The 18,986-nt window shown below is 41.6% G+C and carries 14 protein-coding genes; 13 read left to right on the plus strand and 1 reads right to left on the minus strand.

The annotated features are described in order from the left end of the window. The first annotated feature begins 180 nt into the window (after positions 1–180). The 9 genes from BUC20_RS12770 to corA all read left to right on the plus strand — a co-directional run bounded on the left by BUC20_RS12770 (position 181) and on the right by corA (position 12,474). The gene (locus tag BUC20_RS12770; RefSeq protein WP_073231361.1) at positions 181–780 is read left to right on the plus strand and encodes an RNA polymerase sigma factor; all 600 of its coding nucleotides are present in this window, start codon (positions 181–183) and stop codon (positions 778–780) included. 90 nt (positions 781–870) lie between these two features. Beyond that, positions 871–2,064 (plus strand): FecR family protein, encoded by a 1,194-nt coding sequence (locus BUC20_RS12775; RefSeq protein ID WP_073231362.1) that lies wholly within the window; start codon positions 871–873, stop codon positions 2,062–2,064. Positions 2,065–2,263: 199 nt separating this feature from the next. Continuing rightward, positions 2,264–5,566: a SusC/RagA family TonB-linked outer membrane protein gene (locus tag BUC20_RS12780; protein ID WP_073231813.1), complete on the plus strand. Its 3,303-nt coding sequence runs from the start codon at positions 2,264–2,266 to the stop codon at positions 5,564–5,566. A gap of 10 nt (positions 5,567–5,576) precedes the next feature. Further along, positions 5,577–7,226: a RagB/SusD family nutrient uptake outer membrane protein gene (locus BUC20_RS12785; RefSeq protein ID WP_073231364.1), complete on the plus strand. Its 1,650-nt coding sequence runs from the start codon at positions 5,577–5,579 to the stop codon at positions 7,224–7,226. 18 nt (positions 7,227–7,244) lie between these two features. Beyond that, positions 7,245–8,219 carry a glycoside hydrolase family 18 gene (locus BUC20_RS12790; RefSeq protein ID WP_073231366.1) on the plus strand — a complete coding sequence of 325 codons (975 nt, stop codon included), beginning with the start codon at positions 7,245–7,247 and terminating at the stop codon, positions 8,217–8,219. 39 nt (positions 8,220–8,258) lie between these two features. Then, positions 8,259–9,404 (plus strand): DUF1735 and LamG domain-containing protein, encoded by a 1,146-nt coding sequence (locus BUC20_RS12795; protein WP_073231368.1) that lies wholly within the window; start codon positions 8,259–8,261, stop codon positions 9,402–9,404. A gap of 12 nt (positions 9,405–9,416) precedes the next feature. Next, positions 9,417–10,415 (plus strand): discoidin domain-containing protein, encoded by a 999-nt coding sequence (locus tag BUC20_RS12800; protein ID WP_084528800.1) that lies wholly within the window; start codon positions 9,417–9,419, stop codon positions 10,413–10,415. 185 nt (positions 10,416–10,600) lie between these two features. After that, positions 10,601–11,512: a helix-turn-helix domain-containing protein gene (locus tag BUC20_RS12805; protein WP_073231372.1), complete on the plus strand. Its 912-nt coding sequence runs from the start codon at positions 10,601–10,603 to the stop codon at positions 11,510–11,512. A 65-nt stretch (positions 11,513–11,577) separates the two neighbouring features. After that, positions 11,578–12,474 (plus strand): magnesium/cobalt transporter CorA, encoded by an 897-nt coding sequence (corA, locus tag BUC20_RS12810; protein ID WP_073231374.1) that lies wholly within the window; start codon positions 11,578–11,580, stop codon positions 12,472–12,474. On the opposite strand, the gene idi is transcribed toward corA, so the two are convergent. After that, positions 12,445–12,990: an isopentenyl-diphosphate Delta-isomerase gene (gene idi, locus BUC20_RS12815; protein ID WP_073231375.1), complete on the minus strand. Its 546-nt coding sequence runs from the start codon at positions 12,988–12,990 to the stop codon at positions 12,445–12,447. The two genes, corA and idi, sit on opposite strands and share 30 nt — an antisense overlap. A gap of 163 nt (positions 12,991–13,153) precedes the next feature. On the opposite strand from idi, the gene BUC20_RS12820 reads away from it, so the two are divergent. From BUC20_RS12820 to BUC20_RS12835, 4 genes are all read left to right on the plus strand, one after another. Further along, positions 13,154–13,423: a hypothetical protein gene (locus BUC20_RS12820; RefSeq protein WP_084528802.1), complete on the plus strand. Its 270-nt coding sequence runs from the start codon at positions 13,154–13,156 to the stop codon at positions 13,421–13,423. Between the two features lie 65 nt (positions 13,424–13,488). Next, positions 13,489–14,067, plus strand: coding sequence for an RNA polymerase sigma factor (locus BUC20_RS12825; RefSeq protein ID WP_073231377.1), 579 nt, complete (start codon positions 13,489–13,491; stop codon positions 14,065–14,067). 74 nt (positions 14,068–14,141) lie between these two features. After that, positions 14,142–15,299: a FecR family protein gene (locus BUC20_RS12830; RefSeq protein WP_073231379.1), complete on the plus strand. Its 1,158-nt coding sequence runs from the start codon at positions 14,142–14,144 to the stop codon at positions 15,297–15,299. 268 nt (positions 15,300–15,567) lie between these two features. After that, on the plus strand, positions 15,568–18,918 hold the full coding sequence (locus tag BUC20_RS12835; RefSeq protein WP_159441095.1) for a TonB-dependent receptor: 3,351 nt from the start codon (positions 15,568–15,570) through the stop codon (positions 18,916–18,918). Positions 18,919–18,986: the final 68 nt, after the last annotated feature.

Consider the following 18,986-nt stretch of genomic DNA (forward strand, 5'->3'; position numbering starts at 1 on the left):
AGTAATATTTATTTGAAGCAAATCTATAACAGGAGCACAGGGAGAAAAATGCCTCAAAACAGCTTTTAAAATGATCTTGCTCAGTTTGCTTTCATAAAACCCCGCTTATCAGATGATTATAATATTTTTTGCAGATCAGTATAAATAAATTATCTTTCCCCAAACAAACCTCAACCAAACTTGTCTATTTCACCTATTCCAAATGAACTGGAACTGATCCGACAGATCAGTAATGGTGATAAACGCGCCTTTACCATCTTGTTTGATGCCTACTATAAATCCTTAGGGCAGTACATCTATAAGCTAACCGAATCATTAGAAGTTACAGAGGAAATCGTTCAGGATGTTTTCATTAAAGTATGGTTAAAAAGGGAAGAGCTGGTTCACATTAAGAGTTTTAGTAATTACATCTTTATTCTATCCAGGAACCATACCCTGAATCATTTGCGTAAGCAGGCAACTGCTCAGGTTAATTTCCGGAAATTAGAAAAGGAGACCGGAGCGGAAGTAATGATAGAAGAGGAGGAGGATTCTTACGAAGGTTTCCGGTTGCTGATAGACCAGGCCATCGAAAGTTTACCGGCTCAGCAAAAGAAGGTTTACCAGCTTTGTAAGTTTGAGCGCTTAAAATATGAACAGGTTGCTGCCCAGCTGAATCTATCTGTTGAAACCGTAAGAAAGCATGTCTTCCTTGCCAACAAGGCCATTAAAGAACATGTTAAACGCCATATGGATGAGGCCGTGCTGATTGTTCTCCTGAGTCCGTTGATATTTATTTGAAAAAAATAATAAAACCCATTACCACTTTTTTGATCCGGATGTGTCTTTAGTTTAAAAGCAGCTTTTGCGTAGCTTTTAAACTCTAACCAAATGTCATATTCAAGATTAGATTATTTGTTCGGCAAATACTATAATAAAACTGCAACTGCTGAAGAGCGTGCAGAATTTATGGAGCATGTGGTAAAGCTGGATGTCGATGATCCACTCTTTGAACTCATGGAAGCTGCTTATCAGGCAGACGAATCCCTTTTAAACGAATTTACTCCACAGATACGGGAACGTATCCTAAGTAATGTATTTCAGGCTGAAGAAAATACAACAACTCCGGTAGTTATGGCTAAAACAGTAAAGCTTTCCAGGTTCAGGATCTGGTCTGTTGCTGCAGCTGTTGTGTTTTGTCTGGGCATCAGCTTGTTCTTCTATTATAAAACCGGGATTACAGATCAGCCTTTAATTGCTAAATATAGTGGTAAAGATATTGCTGCAGGTGGGAATAAGGCTGTTCTTACCCTTGGTAACGGACGTAAAATTGTATTGGATGAAGTGGCTAACGGAGAACTTGTACATCAGGATGGGATTTCTATCTCTAAAACCTCTGATGGACAGCTCGTTTATCACCTGAAAGAAGAAAAAGGAAGTATACCTTCTTTCAATACCATAGAAACACCAAACGGTGGACAATACCAGGTAAATCTTCCCGATGGTACAAGGGTATGGCTAAATGCGGGTACGGTTTTAAAATATCCAACATTGTTTGGGGGGACTGAACGTAAAGTTGAGTTGATAGGAGAGGCTTATTTTGAAGTCGCCAGAGATGCACATAAACCATTTAAGGTAAAGCTCAATAACGATGCTGAGGTTCAGGTATTGGGAACACATTTTAATGTAAATGCCTATAAGGAAGAAAAATCGATCAATACTACGCTGTTAGAAGGAGCTGTGATGGTCAAGAAAGGATCACGGAAGGAGCAAATCATTCCCGGACAGCAGGCACAGATCAATAGAAATCAGGAGGATATCAGCCTTATTAATGGCGTCAATGTAAATCAGGTGATTGCCTGGAAGAACGGATTCTTTAGTACTGATGCCATTAATCTGGATTTGCTCATGAAGCAGGTGGAGAAATGGTACGATGTAAAGGTCGTTTATACAGAAGATGTGCAGGCAGAATTTGTAGGGAAATTACCAAGAAACGTATCCTTAACTGAATTGCTCCGTTTGTTGGAGCTCACTAAAAAAGTTCATTTTAATATAGAAGGGAGAACCATAAAAATAACCAGATAATCAACAAGCTTACCCTGTCTGATACTTAAAAAACCGATTTGCTGGCGGGCAAACCGGTTATAAAGTTGAAGGCCTTATTATAGTTCCCGCGAAGGAATATTTTTTAACCTAACTAACCAAATTTATGCGATTAAATGCTAAGAACAAAAAATTCACTGAATTTTTTGAGGCACTCAGACAATCAAAAACCTGGCTCGTTATGAGAATTACTGTACTCTTTCTTTTTCTTGCCATTAGTATGGCCACTGCTAAAAGTTATTCTCAAAGGATCAGTCTGAAGCTGAAGAACACCAAAATAGAAACGGTGTTGAGCCAGATTGAAAAACAGAGCGGATACAGTTTTATTTATGAACGGAATACCCTGAAGAACATCGGCCGGATAGATGTGTCTCTTCAAAACACCACTTTAACAGATGCGATGAGCCTGATTTTAAAAGATCAACCTCTGGATTATAGCATCAGCAACAAATTCATTGTGATTTCTCCAAAAACAGCAATCGCTAATGCTCAGTTGCCATCAGCAGCAAACCTGATGTATATTAAAATTACAGGGGTGGTTAAAGACACCGCAGGCGTGGCCATTCCTGGTGTATCTGTATTGAATAAAAGGACACGTAAAGTCGTCTCGACAGATGGTTCTGGTAATTTTAGTCTCGATGCAAACCCAGGGGATGTACTCAGTTTTTCCTTTATTGGCTTTGCCAGACAGGAATATGTACTCGGAGAACAAAACCATATCAATATCATTCTCAAAGAAGAGGGCAATGTACTCGAACAGATAGTGGTTACCGCGATGGGAATTAAGAAATCTACCAAAGCGCTCACCTACAACGTTCAGGAAATAAAATCTGAAGAACTGACAAGAGTGCCCGATGCAAGTTTTATCAACAGTTTGTCTGGTAAAGTTGCCGGGATTACCATCAACAGCAGTGCTTCAGGAATTGGTGGTTCTACCAGGGTAGTGATGCGTGGTGATAAATCCATATTTGGCAATAACAATGCCTTATATGTACTTGATGGAATCCCGCTTCCCAATCTTTTCTCTAAATCCAGTACCAATCCGAAAGGTGTTTATGGAGGAGGAGATAGTGGAGATGGAATCAGCAGCCTTAATCCTGAGGATTTTGTCAGCGTTTCTGTACTTACGGGGGCCGCTTCTGCCGCACTTTATGGAAGTCAGGCCGCCAATGGGGTGATTCTGATTACCACTAAAAAAGGAAGCACAGAGAAAACCCGTGTCAGCTTTTCCAACAGCAGCAACTTTTACCGTCCTTTTGTAATGCCTGAGTTTCAGAATACCTATGGCAGCTCCAGCCCAGGGACATTTGACAGTTGGGGAGCTAAATTAGCCGAACCTACTAAGTTTGACCCGATAGACTTTTTTCAGACCGGTCATAACGTAAGTAACAGCATTAGCTTGTCTACCGGAACTGAAAAGAACCAGACCTATTTCTCTGCCGCATCCGCTAATGCGAGGGGAATTATCCCTAACAACACTTTTGATCGTTACAACCTTACCTTACATAACACAACCAGTTTTCTGGACGACCGTCTGACGGTAGATTTGAACCTGATGTATATGAAGATGCAAAATCAGAACATGATTTCGCAGGGACAGTATTTCAACCCGATTGTACCCTTATACCTTTTCCCACGAGGGGATGATATCGAGAAGTATAAAGCTTTCGAAAGGTACAATCCAGAACGTAATTTCAAGACCCAGTTCTGGCCATATGGCGATATGGGAATTTCCATGCAAAACCCATATTGGATCACGAACAGGGATGCCAATACAAATGATAAAGATCGCTACATGCTAGGCGCATCAGTGAATTACAAGGTGCTCGACTGGCTAAGTGCTTCTGCAAGGGTTCGAATGGACAACACCACAAATGTAAACGAAATTAAAAATCATGCTTCAACTTTACCTTTGCTGGCTTCTAACTCAAACAACGGTTCTTATCTGAATGCCAACGAAAGAACAAAACAGACTTACGCGGATTTCCTGCTTTCGGCCAATAAAACATTCAGCAATTTTGGATTAAATGTCAATGCCGGTGCAAGTTTAACGAATACCAGATATGACCTTACCGGAAATAGTATAGATGGAAATGGTGGCGGTCTGGCTGTTGTCCCTAATTTGTTTAATCTGAATAATGTATTGCCCTCGCAAGGATTGCAGGAAGGTTATTACGATCAGAGTCAGGCCATTTATGGAAATGCGCAATTAAATTATAAAAGCAGGATATTCCTTGATTTTACTGCCAGGAACGAATGGTCTTCAGCATTGGCCAATACCAATAAATTGTCCTTTTTCTATCCTTCAGTAGGTTTGTCTGCCATCATTAGCGATATGGTTAAGATGCCCGAAAACATCATTTCTTTTTTGAAGATAAGAGGCTCTTACAGTGAAGTAGGAAATACCCTGCCGAGGTTTATTACGCAGGAATCTTATCCCGTAAGTCCAAGTGGAATTACTTTAAATTCGAATCTGGCACTGACGAATCTGAAACCGGAAAGAACAAAGGCATCTGAAGTTGGTATTAATGCCAAATTCCTGAACAATGCGATCAGTTTAGATGTGACACTGTATAGTTCAAATACATTCAATCAGTTGTTTACTTTTAAAGCACCAGATGGAAGTGGGGTGGCCAATTATTATGTAAACGCAGGTAAAGTGAACAACAAAGGGATAGAAGCCGCCCTGGGATATTCGGGAAATATAGGTCAGTTGAAGTGGAATTCCACCGCCACATTTACCCTTAACCGGAATAAAGTGAAAGAACTGGTGGAGAATTATATTAATCCCATTACCGGAGTTCCTTTTACAAATAACAGATTTGATATGGGAGGTACCGGATCGTACCGGTCTTTCATTGAAAAAGGAGGTTCTTTCGGGGACATCTATGTGAACAAACTGGCCGTTGATCATCACGGTTATATCCTGCTTTCCTCAGGAGCGCTCGCGATCGACAACAACAACTTATTGAAAGCCGGTAATGCCAATCCGAGGTATAATATTGGATTCAGGAATAGTTTCAGTTATAAAAACTTCAACCTTGCTTTCCTGATCGACAGCAGGATTGGTGGAGTAGGTGTCTCCGCCACTCAGGCCCTGATGGATGGGTATGGGACCTCGAAAGCCAGTGCAGATGCCAGGGACAACGGAGGGGCAATCGTGAATGGTTTTCCTATGGATGCCAAAAAATATTATGAAACGGTTGGCCTTGGAAACGGGGTTCTTTCCCAATATGTTTATAGCGCTACCAATGTCAGGTTGAGAGAAGCTTCTTTGGGTTATACCATTCCGGCAAAAGTATTTGGCAATAAATTACAGGACGTGACGGTATCCCTGATCGGGCGTAACCTGTTTATGTTTTATAATAAAGCCCCTTTCGATCCGGAGAGTACTGCCTCTACCGGAACTTATTTTCAGGGGATAGATTATTTCATGTTACCTAGTCTTAGAAGCATTGGCTTCAGCGTAAAAGTGAACCTGTAAACTTAAAATTATGAACAGCAACAAATTCTCTACTATAAAAACCGGGATCAGCCTGCGCTGTTTTCCCGTGTTTATACTCCTTTTTTTGAGTGCCTGTACCAAGAACTTTCTGGAGCACAATACAGATCCGGGGAAGGCAACCAATGAGCAATTAAAATACGATAACCTTGGCCTTGGTGGATTCATTACGCAAATGCAAACGGAAATTTTCCCGGTATTGAATAATAAAGAAAATGCGGATGTAAACAATTACCAATTGATTTATAGCCTGATGGGGGATATTTATTCCGGACATCAGGGCACCTCTAATGCATTTAACAACAATGGCGTCAACAACAGTACCTATGCCATGGTTCCCGACTGGTATGGGGCCGCATTTGCCAATGCTTATACCAATGTGATGTCACCATGGTTCGACATTAAGGGAAGATCGGAACTTTCTTCACCAAGTACATACGCATTAGCTCAGATCATTAAAGTAATGGGCATGCACAGGATTACGGATACTTACGGACCATTACCCTATCTGAAATTCAGCAAAGGGAGTATCAGTACCCCTTATGATGCTCAGGAGGTGATTTATAATTCTTTCTTCGAAGATTTAAATGTGGCAATTGCTACACTTAAAGACTTTGTTCAGAAAAACCCGGGAGCCAAACCACTTGCTAAGTTTGACCTCATTTATGGAGGCGATTTTGTACAATGGTTAAAGTTTGCCAACTCCTTAAAACTCAGACTGGCGATGCGGATTGCCAATGTAAATCCTGCAAAAGCGCAACTTGCTGCGGAAGAGGCCATCAGTGCAGGTGTAATGTTGGGGAATGATGATAATGCCTTATTAAAAGTAAATGGGGTAAGCACTGTAAATCCTTTATTCACCATTACCTATGCTTATAATGATACCAGGATGGGCGCCAATATGGAGTCATTTTTGAAAGGCTTTAAAGATCCCCGTATCGGATTGCTTTTTAATAAAAGTGCATTACCGGCAGGTTCAGTAGAGGATTATCATGGCATCCGTAATGGAAGCAGGTTTTCTGGCCGTGATTATAGTTCTTTTTCAACGCTAAACGTGAAATTAAATACACCTGTTCAATGGATGACTGCAGCAGAGGTTTACTTCCTTCGTGCAGAGGCAGCATTGAGAAACTGGAGTGCCGGTGGTACAGCCCAGGCTTTATACGAAACAGGGATCAAAACCGCATTTAGCCAGAACATTGGTGGAGATGGGAAAGCTGCAGGTGACGCCAGTACCTATATCAATGATGGAACAAGTAAGCCAGCTGCTTATGCAGATCCTAAAACTCCGGGAAATGGTGTTGCTGCCAACAGTCCGAACCTGAGTACCATCACCATCAAATGGAATGCCGGGAGCAGTTTCAATGTGAACCTGGAGCGCATCATCACTCAAAAATGGATCGCACTTTATCCTGATGGGCAAGAGGCGTGGTCTGAATTCCGTCGTACAGGTTTTCCGAAGATATTTCCGGTAGTAAACAACCTCAGCAACGGACTGATCAGCTCTGATAAGCAAATCAGAAGAAGTCCGTTTCCGCAAAATGAATACTTAAATAACAGCGCTGCAGTTAGTCAGGGCATATCACTTCTTGGAGGTCCTGATCATGGAGGAACTCCGCTATGGTGGGATAAAAGACCTTAACCTTTAAATATTTAAGATATGAAGAACTTAGTTTTCAATTATATATTACCCTTACTGATTGTGCTGTCTGCAATATCATGTAAGAAACAGAATACTCCGGAGGCTTTGCAATTACAGAAGCCTCCTGTCTCTACAGAAGAATACCTGGCCAACCTCAGAGCCTATAAGAAAAGTAATCATCAGATTGCTTTTGGATGGATGGGCGGATCCGGTGGTGATGGTAAATTTCCTTCCATGGAGAAAAGATGGGAGAGCGTACCTGATAGTATGGATATCGTGAGCTTGTGGGGCGGTATTCCGCAGGAAGGTTCTCCTCAGATGGCTGCAATGAGGTTTGCTCAGGAACAAAAGGGGATTCTCGTAACACAGGTGAATTTCATTTCCGGTTTTGATGCCCTGATTAAGAAGAACTTTTCAGGCTTGCCGGAGCAGGAGGGAGTGGATGCAGTAGCCAAAGCATTTTCCGATACTGTTTCCAAGTATAAACTGAATGGCCTGGATATCGATTACGAACCAGGCGAAGCCAGTGAAAGAAATAGTCTGTTTGCTAAACCAGGCGGATTGGAAAGATTGGTTAAAGCGCTTTCTCCTTACTTCGGACCGAAATCAGGAACCGGAAGGCTCTTAATTGTAGATGGGTATATGACAGCGGGCGTAGAGCCTTACATCAATTATTACGTTTCTCAGGCCTATAATACTTCATCTCCGGGTAGTCTGCAGGGAAGGTACAATACTGCACGTGGTTATGGAATTCCACCGGAAAAATTTGTGGTCACTGAAAATTTCGAAGACCATTGGAGGGTTGGTGGTATCAATTATACTGACCCTGTCAGGGGCACCATTCCTTCCTTATTGGGGATGGCTTACTGGCAGCCTACCCAGGGCAGAAAAGGAGGGATGGGGAGCTATCATATGGAGTATGAATATGCCAATAACCCGGATTACAAATTTATCAGACAGGCGATTCAGATTATGAACCCTGCTGTGCGGTAATTTTTGAACAGGATATTAATTATCATTAAAGAGATCATCATGAAGACAATTTATAAATTACTGTATGCTTCTGTTTTTGGCATACTACTTCTTGGAAGCTGTAAAAAAGAGAAATACAAAGACGTTATTTACCTGACCGGAACGGAAGTCAGCCCGCTAAGTATGCTGTCAGCCGAAGATGGTACAATTTCAAGCATAGGGGTCAGCATTACATCTTCTGACCTGGCTACTACTGATATTACGGCCAGCCTGCAGACAGATCCTGGCTTAATTGCCACTTATAACCGCTTAAATGAGAAAAATTACCTGCCTGTTCCGGAAGGTGATTACGACTTGTCGGGCAGCAGTGTTACGATTAAAGCGGGGACCAATATTTCTGATGCGATCAGTTTCAGGGTGAAATCTATCAAGGGGTTTAAACCAGGATCTGCGTACATGATGCCCGTTACAATTACGAGTGTGAACAGTGACCGAAAGGTGCTTGAATCCAGCAAAACGATCTACTATGTTGTTAAACCAGTGATTGTACAGGCGGTGGCCAGTTTAAAAAACATCTATTTTAAGCCTAGCTTCACGGATGCCAATGCTGCTGCTTACACCAGCCTGAGCACGGTAACAATGGAAGGAAAGGTTTTTGTTAACAAATTTGCAGCTTCTTCTCCTTTTATCAGCTCTTTTATGGGAATAGAAGAGCACTTTCTATTGCGTTTCGGAGATGTAACCATCAGACCGAATCAGATTCAGCGTGCCGGAGGAATTGCCTTAACAGCTCCTCAGGAATTTGCTACCGGAACCTGGTATCATGTTGCGGTGGTACATGATGTATCTACTACGAAGCTCTATATCAACGGGGTTTTGGCTGGTACAACTTCAGACAGTAACAACATTAACATCCTCCAGTCTTTAGGTGCCGGAGCTTATGGTACAGGCTTCCTGATTGGTAGTTCTGCTAATGGCAGATATCTGGATGGGATGGTAAGCGAATGCCGGTTATGGTCAAAAGCATTGTCACCAACAGAGATCATGGATGGAATGTGCGGAGTAGATCCCGCCAGTAAAGGTTTGATTGCCTACTGGAAATTTAACGAAGGATCAGGAAACGTAGCCAAAGATGTTACCGGACATGGACATGATGCTACTGCAAGTGGTAATGTAACATGGGTGCCTGATGTGAGGTGTAAATAAAAAAGAAAAGACATGAAAAAAAATAATTCAATTCTATATATCTCCATAGCTATGATCTGCTGTGGGGTGCTGGTATCCTGCAAGAAAGATGGTAGCGTAAATTCGAAAGAACTGCTGGCATTTATTAAAGCAGATGGGGGAGACCCTCATCAGATCAGGCTTAGCTTCAACAGGACAGCGGTTGCGGTAAGTGGAGATTCGATTGTGAAATTTGCCGGTTACCTGACCAGGGAATCTTCGAAAGATGTTTCGCTTACGGTGGCCTCAGATGAGTCACTTGTTGCTGCTTACAATAGCAGCAACAAAACTGAATTTGTATTGTTACCCGCTACAAACTATAAAATTCAGGGTGATGGAAAACTGAACATTAAAGCGGGAGCAAGTGTGTCTGCAGATTCTTTGATACTACAGGTGACAGACAGGGTGAAACTGACAGATGATAAAGGTTATATCCTTCCATTAGTAATCAGCGAAGTATCAAGCGATGATAAAGGAATTAGTTCAAGCGCTAATTACCGTACCATTTATGTATTGATCAGTAGTAAATTTAATAACGTTGACCCTTCTAATGCGGGGTTGACCGGAACAACTTTGCTGCGTACGGGTTGGGTCGTTACCGCAAGCGGAAGCTATTCTGGTAATGGAATTGCAAGGGTGCTGGATGGTAAAAATGAAACGGCCTGGGATTCTGATGGGAAGCTGCCTGCCTGGGTGCAGCTGGATATGACCACCGAGAATACGGTTAAGGGCTTTCCTATCGTTCCAAGTTATGAATACAAAAATGATAATTTCATCACGATGGAAGTATTGTCGAGCAGTGATGGTAAAACCTGGAAATCGCAGGGAACCTATAACGGAACTGCTACAAGTTCCAGCTCAACAGCTGCTAACCCTGAGATTAAAATGGTCAGATTTATTTCGCCTGTAAAGGCCAGATATTTTAAGTTTAATATTACGACGACTACAGATGGAAGCTATGCCGGTATGGCGGAACTAAACGCAGTACAATAAGCCAATTTTTTTAAGAACAGGCTGGTTTGCTCCGGTCTGTTCTTAAAAATCTTATTTTTTAACCTTGAAGGATGTGGAAATGGAGCTTTATCACTGGGGAATGTTGATTTTAGGAATGATCGATTGTATCATCTTATTGGCAATGATGAAAAGGAAAAAGTGATCAGAATATGTAATTTTGAGCTATGGATAAGCAAGAAACCCTTATACATTATTATCAGGCTACGAACAGGGCATTGCCGTTTGATCTGCAATGTTCAAATGGTACAGGCAGCCATTTTAACGTATTGAAACGTGACCAGTGTGCCGTAAGCATCCCTTTTAACAGAAAAAATTATTACAAGATCTGTCTTACCACAGGGCAGGCAATTTTAAATACCGATAACGGGACTGTGGAAATCAACCAGCCAGCCGTTTTCTTCTCAAAGCCAGACCTGAAATTTGGCTGGAAAAATGTTTCTGAAGAACAAGGAGGATATGTTTGTCTTTTCAATGAACAATACATCTGCACTGAACTAAAAAGGGAACTGGATACTTTGTATGTAACCTTTGAAAACAGCCCTTATCCTTTCCTTTTCTTAGATCCTGCACAATTTGATGCCTTTCGGCATTACTTTCAATTGATGCAAACGGAGTATCAGCAGAATTTTGAACATAAAGATAAGATGATAGAAAGTGCGCTGAAACTGATCATTTACAGTAGCATTAAGATCCGGTCAGATGCTTGTCCGCCTGCAAGAAATACCCTTCCAAACCGTCTGGTTCATAAATTTCTCAACTTGCTTGAAAGTCAGTTCCCAATTGATGCACCAGGTCATTCCCTGTTGCTTAAAACTCCTGCTGATTTTGCAAGGCAGCTTTGTGTACATGTCAATCACCTGAACAACAGTGTTAAGAAGTATACCGGGAAACCTACCTCCAGAATAATTCAGGAAAAGATGGTTAAAGAAGCTAAAAACCTGTTGAGGTATACCGATTGGGACATCTCAGAAATAGCTTATAGTTTAGGTTTTGAACATCCGCAGAATTTTAATAATTTCTTTAAGAAACAAGTAGGGGAAAGCCCCAACTTATTTAAATCAAACCTGAGGTCCTGATATTTATGTGATGCCGGCAAACTATTTGGGCCGGGCTATTGTTGAACTTTCACCTGATCATAATTATGCTGAATCATATCGCTACCACTAAAGACAATGGCTTTGAATGGATTGATATCCATGATCCTTCTACAGAGGAGTTTGCAGAAATTGCAGAGAAATACAAATTGCATCCTGCTCTGGTCAATGATTGTTTACAACCTGATCATCTTCCTAAATATGAAAGAATGGAAAACTATTCTTTTATCATCTTCAGGATTCACTCCGATAATGATGTGGCCGAAGCGGATACTGTCCAGCTGATGACGCATAAGATTGCGATCTTTTATGGAGAAAAGTTCATTCTCACTATCCACAGGAGAAAGCTGGATTTATTTGAACGTTTAATCGAGCTGGTGCAATCTGAAAAATGTAGTAACAGTACGGAATTGCTGAACTCCCTGATCAGTGCTTGTCTGAATACTTATGAAAGCCCACTAAGTAAGCTGTCAAAATCTGTGGACTATTATGAAGAGATTGTCTTTCTCAGGCCTAAGAAAATCCCCTTGTTAAAGGGGTTATATTATCTGAAACGTAAAGTCGATTTGTTGAAAAGAATGCTGATCCTTTCATTTGAGATCATTGATGCCATAGATTCTAAAGATGGAGATGTAAACACGAGGGACATCCGGGATCAATATGTGAAATTCCAGAATATGTTTGATGCACTGGCCGAAAATATCCATCAGTTACTGGCGATCTATTTCTCTGCTTCTTCGCAGAAAACCAATGAGATCATGCGCGTACTGACCATTTTCTCTGTTTTCTTTATGCCATTGACGTTTATTGTCGGAGTTTACGGAATGAATTTTGAATTTATGCCGGAATTGAAATGGAAAATGGGATACCCGGGGGTAATGGGATTGATGGTACTGGTGACGGTATTGATTTACCTATGGTTTAAAAGAAAAGGATGGCTTTAATAAATTGTGATGAAACAAGAGCTGCTCGAATGATATTCTTAACCAGGCCGTGTAGTTTTCGGGATGTTCAGTCAGATCGGCTTTTAACTCGTCCATATCTATGTATCTGAAAGCGCTGACTTCTTCCGGATTGGGATGTGGCAGCTGATCAGTTGTTCCGAAATATACATGATCATACTCATTTTCGATCAGGCCATTCCCAACTTCTGCCTGATAGCAAAAATTAAAAACAGGGGTCAACCTGCACTGCATCCCCATTTCTTCGTCCAACCTTCTTACAGCAGCATCAGCGGTTTCTTCCTCAGGTTTAGGGTGACTACAGCAGGTATTCGTCCATTTTCTGGCAGAATGGTATTTATCAACTGCCCGTTGTTGCAGGAGGAGTTGTCCGGATGAGTTAAAAATAAAAACAGAGAATGCCCGGTGAAGCTTACCCTGAAGATGCGCTTCCATTTTAGGCATTGTTCCTATAACTTCATCATTTTCATTTACCAGTATTACTTCTTCTTCTGTCATAAACTATTCCTTTACGCTCCTGCTGCCCGCAAAAGTACTCAGTATTCATGGATATCCTCATTATAATTTAAAAATGAAGGGCGCTTGGTTGGATTGGGCATCATGATTATATTCGCAAACCTGCCATTAGTGGAATCGATAGAAGTTCTTCGAATGCAGTGTTATGGAAGCAGACTATGGGGCTATGACAGAACAATTGATATTTGAAAAATTAAAAAGCTTTATTGAGAAGGGCAATTGTTTCAACTATGAGACCCGTGATCTGTTAATAGCGTATAAAAACGCAGGTGGAACGCAACAACGGGCAGAAAGCTATGTTACTTCATTGAAGGAAACGATTTTTGCGGGTAATGAAGTGCTGAAAGACCATGCTGACGATGCACTGGATATCATTACCGGATTTTGTACACCTGATTTCAGGGTTTGGGAATAAAGGCATTTGATCTTTTTTCTGGCAAATAATGATATAATCAATACATTTATCATGGGGGAATTAAAATGTCAATATACCAGTCCTGCACAGATCAGCAACTGATCTCCCTTTTAAAGTCGGGGAACGATGATGCATTTACGGAAATCTATGATAGATATTGGGGTATCTTATATCGCCATGCCCGTAAAATATTGTACAACGACGACGAAGTAAGTGACATTATCCAGGAAATCTTCGTTAACTTATGGACAAAAGGGCAGGAGTTGGAACTCAGTTCTTCCTTATCCTCCTATTTATATGCTGCTGTCCGTAACCGGATTTTTAACTATCTGGATCATGGAAAAATTAAAGAGAAATACATCTCTTCCCTGGGTAGCTTTCTTCTCAATGGCGAGTACACCACTGATAATCGCATTCGCGAAAATGAGCTTGCTGCACTGATTGAAAAAGAAATTGCGGCGCTGCCAGAGAAAATGCGCGAAGTATTTGAATTGAGCCGAAAATCGAACCTTTCCTATAAAGAGATCGGAGAACAACTGGGGCTGGCAGATAGTACCGTGAAAAATCAAATCAGTAAGGCCATAAAGATCCTGAGGTTAAAGTTTGGCGGACTGGCGTTATTATACCTTTTCCTCCATCCCTGATTTTTTTTTTCAATCCGAATGGTACTTCTGCTTTCCTGACCTGTCTTAACCATAAGACCAAATACCGAAACTTTATGAATAACCAGCAGGCGCGTGATTTATGGAATAAATATTTAGCAGGCGACTGTACTACTGAGGAGATTGCTCAGGTGGAGAGCTGGTATAACCAGGAGTTTAAGGACCTGGAAGAAGCTCCTATGCCCGATTATACGCAGACCAGAAATGAGATCCTCGCCAAAATCAGAAAAAAACAATCAATACTGATAAAAAATAAACAACGTATACTTTGGCAGCGTATTGCTGTTGTGGCTTCGGTTCTTTTTGTCTTTAGTGCAGGATTATTCTATTATCTGGAGCACAAAGATCCATTGAAAAATGAGACGATCGCCTATGCTCAGGACGTTCTTCCGGGTAGTAATAAGGCGGTGCTGACACTTGCAAATGGAAAAAGAATCAGTTTAACTGATGTTTCTGATGGAGAGCTGGCCAAACAGACCGGCATCAGCATCGCTAAAACTGCAGACGGTCAGCTGGTTTATAAAGTGCTGGATCAAGGCCATTCCACAACAGGTATTTCCACTTACAATACAGTTGAAACACCTCGTGGAGGCCAGCATCAGATCATCCTTCAGGATGGATCTAAAGTCTGGTTAAATGCTTCCTCTTCGATCAAATTTCCGGTATCATTTGATCATACCGACAAACGTGTGGTTGTGCTCAGCGGACAAGCCTATTTTGAAGTCGCCAGGAATAAAGCAAAAGCCTTTATCGTCAAGACGAACAGGCAAAGCGTAGAAGTCTTAGGGACCCATTTTGATGTCAATGCATATGCAGATGAACCGACAGTAAAGACTACCCTGCTGGAAGGCGCAGTATCGGTCTCAGCAATCACCAGAAATCAAAAAAACGCCAGTCGCAGGATACTTAAACCTAATCAGCAATCTGTGCTTTCAGGAGAGGAGCTGAGCGTGGTTCCTGTAGAAACCAGTGATGTGGTGGCCTGGAAAGATGGCACTTTTATGTTTAATAACGAAGAGCTGGAAAGCATTATGAAAAAGGTATCAAGATGGTATAATGTAGAGATCAAATACTCGACTGAAGGGATCAGGAAGAATACCTATTGGGGAACCATATCCAGGTCAGTTAAGGTTTCTGAATTGCTCAGAATGCTGGAGATGACAGGGGATGTGCATTTCCGGATAGAAGGGAAGCAAATTACGGCAATGCCCTAGATCAATACTCATCAACAATAGAATAAACCAATATAAACCAAATAAACAACCAGATATGAACCACAAAAGATCTCCTTGATTTTAGCTTTGGTTATAACAAAAAAAAACAGAACCCGGATTGCCCTCCTGGTTCTGTATATGCTTGATTATAATCAATTTCTTATTGTACGAACAATTCCATCAACTTAAACCAAACAATCAAATGTATAAAAATTATACTATAAAAAATTGTAGGTGCTCCGCCTACATGACTAAATTTCTGCTGGTTATGAAACTCACAGCTATTTTATTGATTGCTGTCATTATGCAAGTGAATGCCACCATCGGGAAGGCACAAAAAGTATCCTTTAAGGAACGAAATACCTCCCTGGAGCGGGTATTTCGCGAAATTAAGCGTCAGACCGGATACAATATCCTTGTTTCCGGAAGGATGTTGAATACAGCGACCAGAATCAGTGTAGACTTTTCCGGTACTTCTCTGGACGAAGTGATGGAAAAATGTCTGGAAGGGAAAGCCTTAACCTACAGCATCACCGACAGGACGATTATTGTAAGACCTAAAGAGGCCATAAAGGAATCCACTGTAACCTATGCGGATGGAGTGGTAAGCGGACAGGTAAAGGACCCTAAAAAAGGGGATGCTTTGCCGGGAGTAACCATTAAAATAGAAAATGGTACCTGGTCTAAAACGGCTATGACAGACAATAACGGAAATTACCGTTTCCCGGCTGTTCCTGAAGGAAGTTATAAAATCTCATTCAGCAGTATCGGATTTGAAAAGTTAGTGAAAGAGATCACGGTTAAATCCGGACAGCAACTGACTGTAAATGCAGAGCTCAAAGAAAATATTGCCGAGCTTGCACAACTGGTAATCGTAGGATATGGGGCACAGAAAAAAGCAAACCTGACGGCTGCGGTTACACAGATTGATGCGAAAGACTTTAAAGGACAGAGTGCTACAGGAATTGGTCAGGCCATCCAGGGACGTGCAGCCGGAGTGCAGATTTACAGAGATGGTGGTGCGCCAGGAGCAGGGGTTTCCATTAATATCCGTGGAGTAGGTTCCTTTATCAATAATGCGCCTTTAATTGTTATCGATGGGGTGCCGGCGGGAAGTCTTGATTTAATCAGTCCCGATGAGGTAGAGACCGTGACCATTCTGAAAGATGCTTCTGCCGCTGCAATATATGGTTCTAATGGTGCCAATGGGGTCATCATGGTGACTACAAAAAGCGGAAAAAAAGGAGAAGCAAAACTAAATTATTCTTATAAAGCAGGTTTTAATGAAGCTGCTAACATGCCGAGGTTATTGAACGCCACAGAATATGCCTTACTGCAAAATGAAGCCAGAATCAATTCCGGCAGAATGCCTTTGTTTAGCGATGATCAGATCCGCAATATGGGCGAAGGAACAAACTGGAGGGATCAGATTCTACAAACAGGCATCCGTCAGGAACATTATGTAGGTGTTTCCGGTGGCGCCCCAAAAGTGAATTACCTGGTATCTGCGAATTATCTGGACGAGAAAGGTATTGCCATCCATTCCTGGTATAAAAGGTTAAATGTGAGGACAAAAGTGGATGCTCATGTTGGTGAAAAGTTCAGCATGGGAATACAGGCACAATATACCTTTAGCAAAAGCCAGGAAGGAGCAAGTTTTACAAATGCGACGACGTTTTCGCCAACCATTCCTTTGAGAACTCCGGATGGCAGACCGGGTGTTTACAGTAAATATGATCCTTCAGGAGCGGTATCTATGGGACTTAACCCGGTTGCAAACAGGGAACTTACCCTTGGATATCACAACAATACTCCGAAAAATTTCCTGTTGGCTACTGCCTATGCCGAATACCGTTTTATTCCCTCATTAAAGCTTCGTTCCAATGTTACTTATGAAAGGTCTACCTCTCTCAGGAAAACTTTTGATCCGAGCTACGAGTTTAGAAACTACGAAGGAGAACTCATTGCTTCTGCCGGCCGTTTACCTGCAAACAGGACTTTTAAAGAGCTGTATGTTGAGAATGACCGATACCTGATTACCAATACCCTGGAATTTAATAAAACTTTTAACGAAGACCATAACCTGAAAGCGGTTGCGGGTTACGAAGAGCAGAAGTCAAACTGGGATGTGATGTATATGAGCCGTGTTGGAGGATATCCCACAAATGATTTTCTGAATATTGGCGTAAACGCCACCACTGGGGTTACGGTTTCTCATATGGATCCTAATGACAGTTCAATTATCCCAACGACTAGTGCGATCAGGTCGGTTTTCGGACGTATTAATTACGATTATAAAGGAAAATACCTGTTCGAAGCTGTAGCAAGAAGAGATGGATCTTCAAAATTTGCACCTAATAACCGCTGGGCATTTTTTCCATCTGCTTCTGTGGGCTGGAGAATCTCAGCCGAAGAATTCTTTAGTCCTTTAAAAACTATAGTTGATGATCTGAAGTTCAGGGCGAGTTATGGTCTGACCGGAAATAGTGGGATACCTGATTTTGGATTTAATTCCAATGTGGTGATTGAAGATAAATACGTTTTTAACAATAACGCAGTACAGATCGGATCTTTTAACAGCATGCCCAATAAGAACATCAGATGGGAAACCAATAAGCTCCTTAATATTGGCTTTGACGCGGCTCTGTTGAATCAACGTTTAAATATCACACTGGATGCTTACCAAAGAAAGTCAGAGGACCTGCTTACACAGGTGAGTATCCCGGCTACCACGGGGATCTCCACTGACGAAGGAGTTTTGGGAACACAATATCAGAACGTAGGAATTCTAAAAAACAGGGGTATTGAATTGTTTATCAGCTGGAAAGATAAGATCAATTCAGACCTGGGCTATAACCTTAGTTTCAGTGGTTCTTACAATCAAAATGAATTGCAGAGGTTTAATGGGCTTACGGATCAGCAAATCTTGGGCCCGGCAGGTGAATATGTGAATCAGATTGGCCGGCCGTACAGGTCAATTTTTGGATTTAAGTCTGTTGGTGTATGGCAGAATGCCGCAGAAATTGCTGCAAACCCACATCGGGTAAATGACCAGCCAGGCGATCTCAGGTTCGAGGATGTTGATGGCAATGGAAAAGTAGATGAAGCTGATCGTACGATTCTGGGCAACAGCATTCCCAAGTATACTTTAGGCCTGTCTGGCGGACTAAACTATAAAAGTTTTGACTTCAATTTTTTACTTCAGGGAGATTTGAAAAAGGACTTTCTGCAATATGGTTACGGTTATTTTGAATACTACCTGCAAAACAACAACAACTATGCTTATGCTTTAAACAGGTGGCATGGAGAAGGAACATCCAACCAGCATCCTAGGCTGATTGCCGGAAGTGAATACCTTGCCAATACAGTTTCTTCCTACTTTGTACAAGACGCTTCTTACATCAGGTTAAGACATGTGGAACTGGGCTATACCCTTCCTCAGTCTTTACTTGGCAAAATTAAGATCTCGGCATTACGGGTTTACGCCGGAGCAGACAACCTGCTGACCTTCACTAAGTATTATGGGCTTGATCCTGAGCAAAAGGACACCTTTGGAAGAGATGCGATCAACTATCCTCAGGCACGGACCTTTACGCTTGGTTTGAATGTTACTTTTTAATAATTAAAGCAAAAAATTAAGATGAAACCTGCGTAGCAAGCTTCAGTACCTTTAAAATAATTAGAAAC

It is taken from the genome of Pedobacter caeni, from assembly GCF_900129215.1.
In the GTDB taxonomy this organism is placed as follows: domain Bacteria; phylum Bacteroidota; class Bacteroidia; order Sphingobacteriales; family Sphingobacteriaceae; genus Pedobacter; species Pedobacter caeni.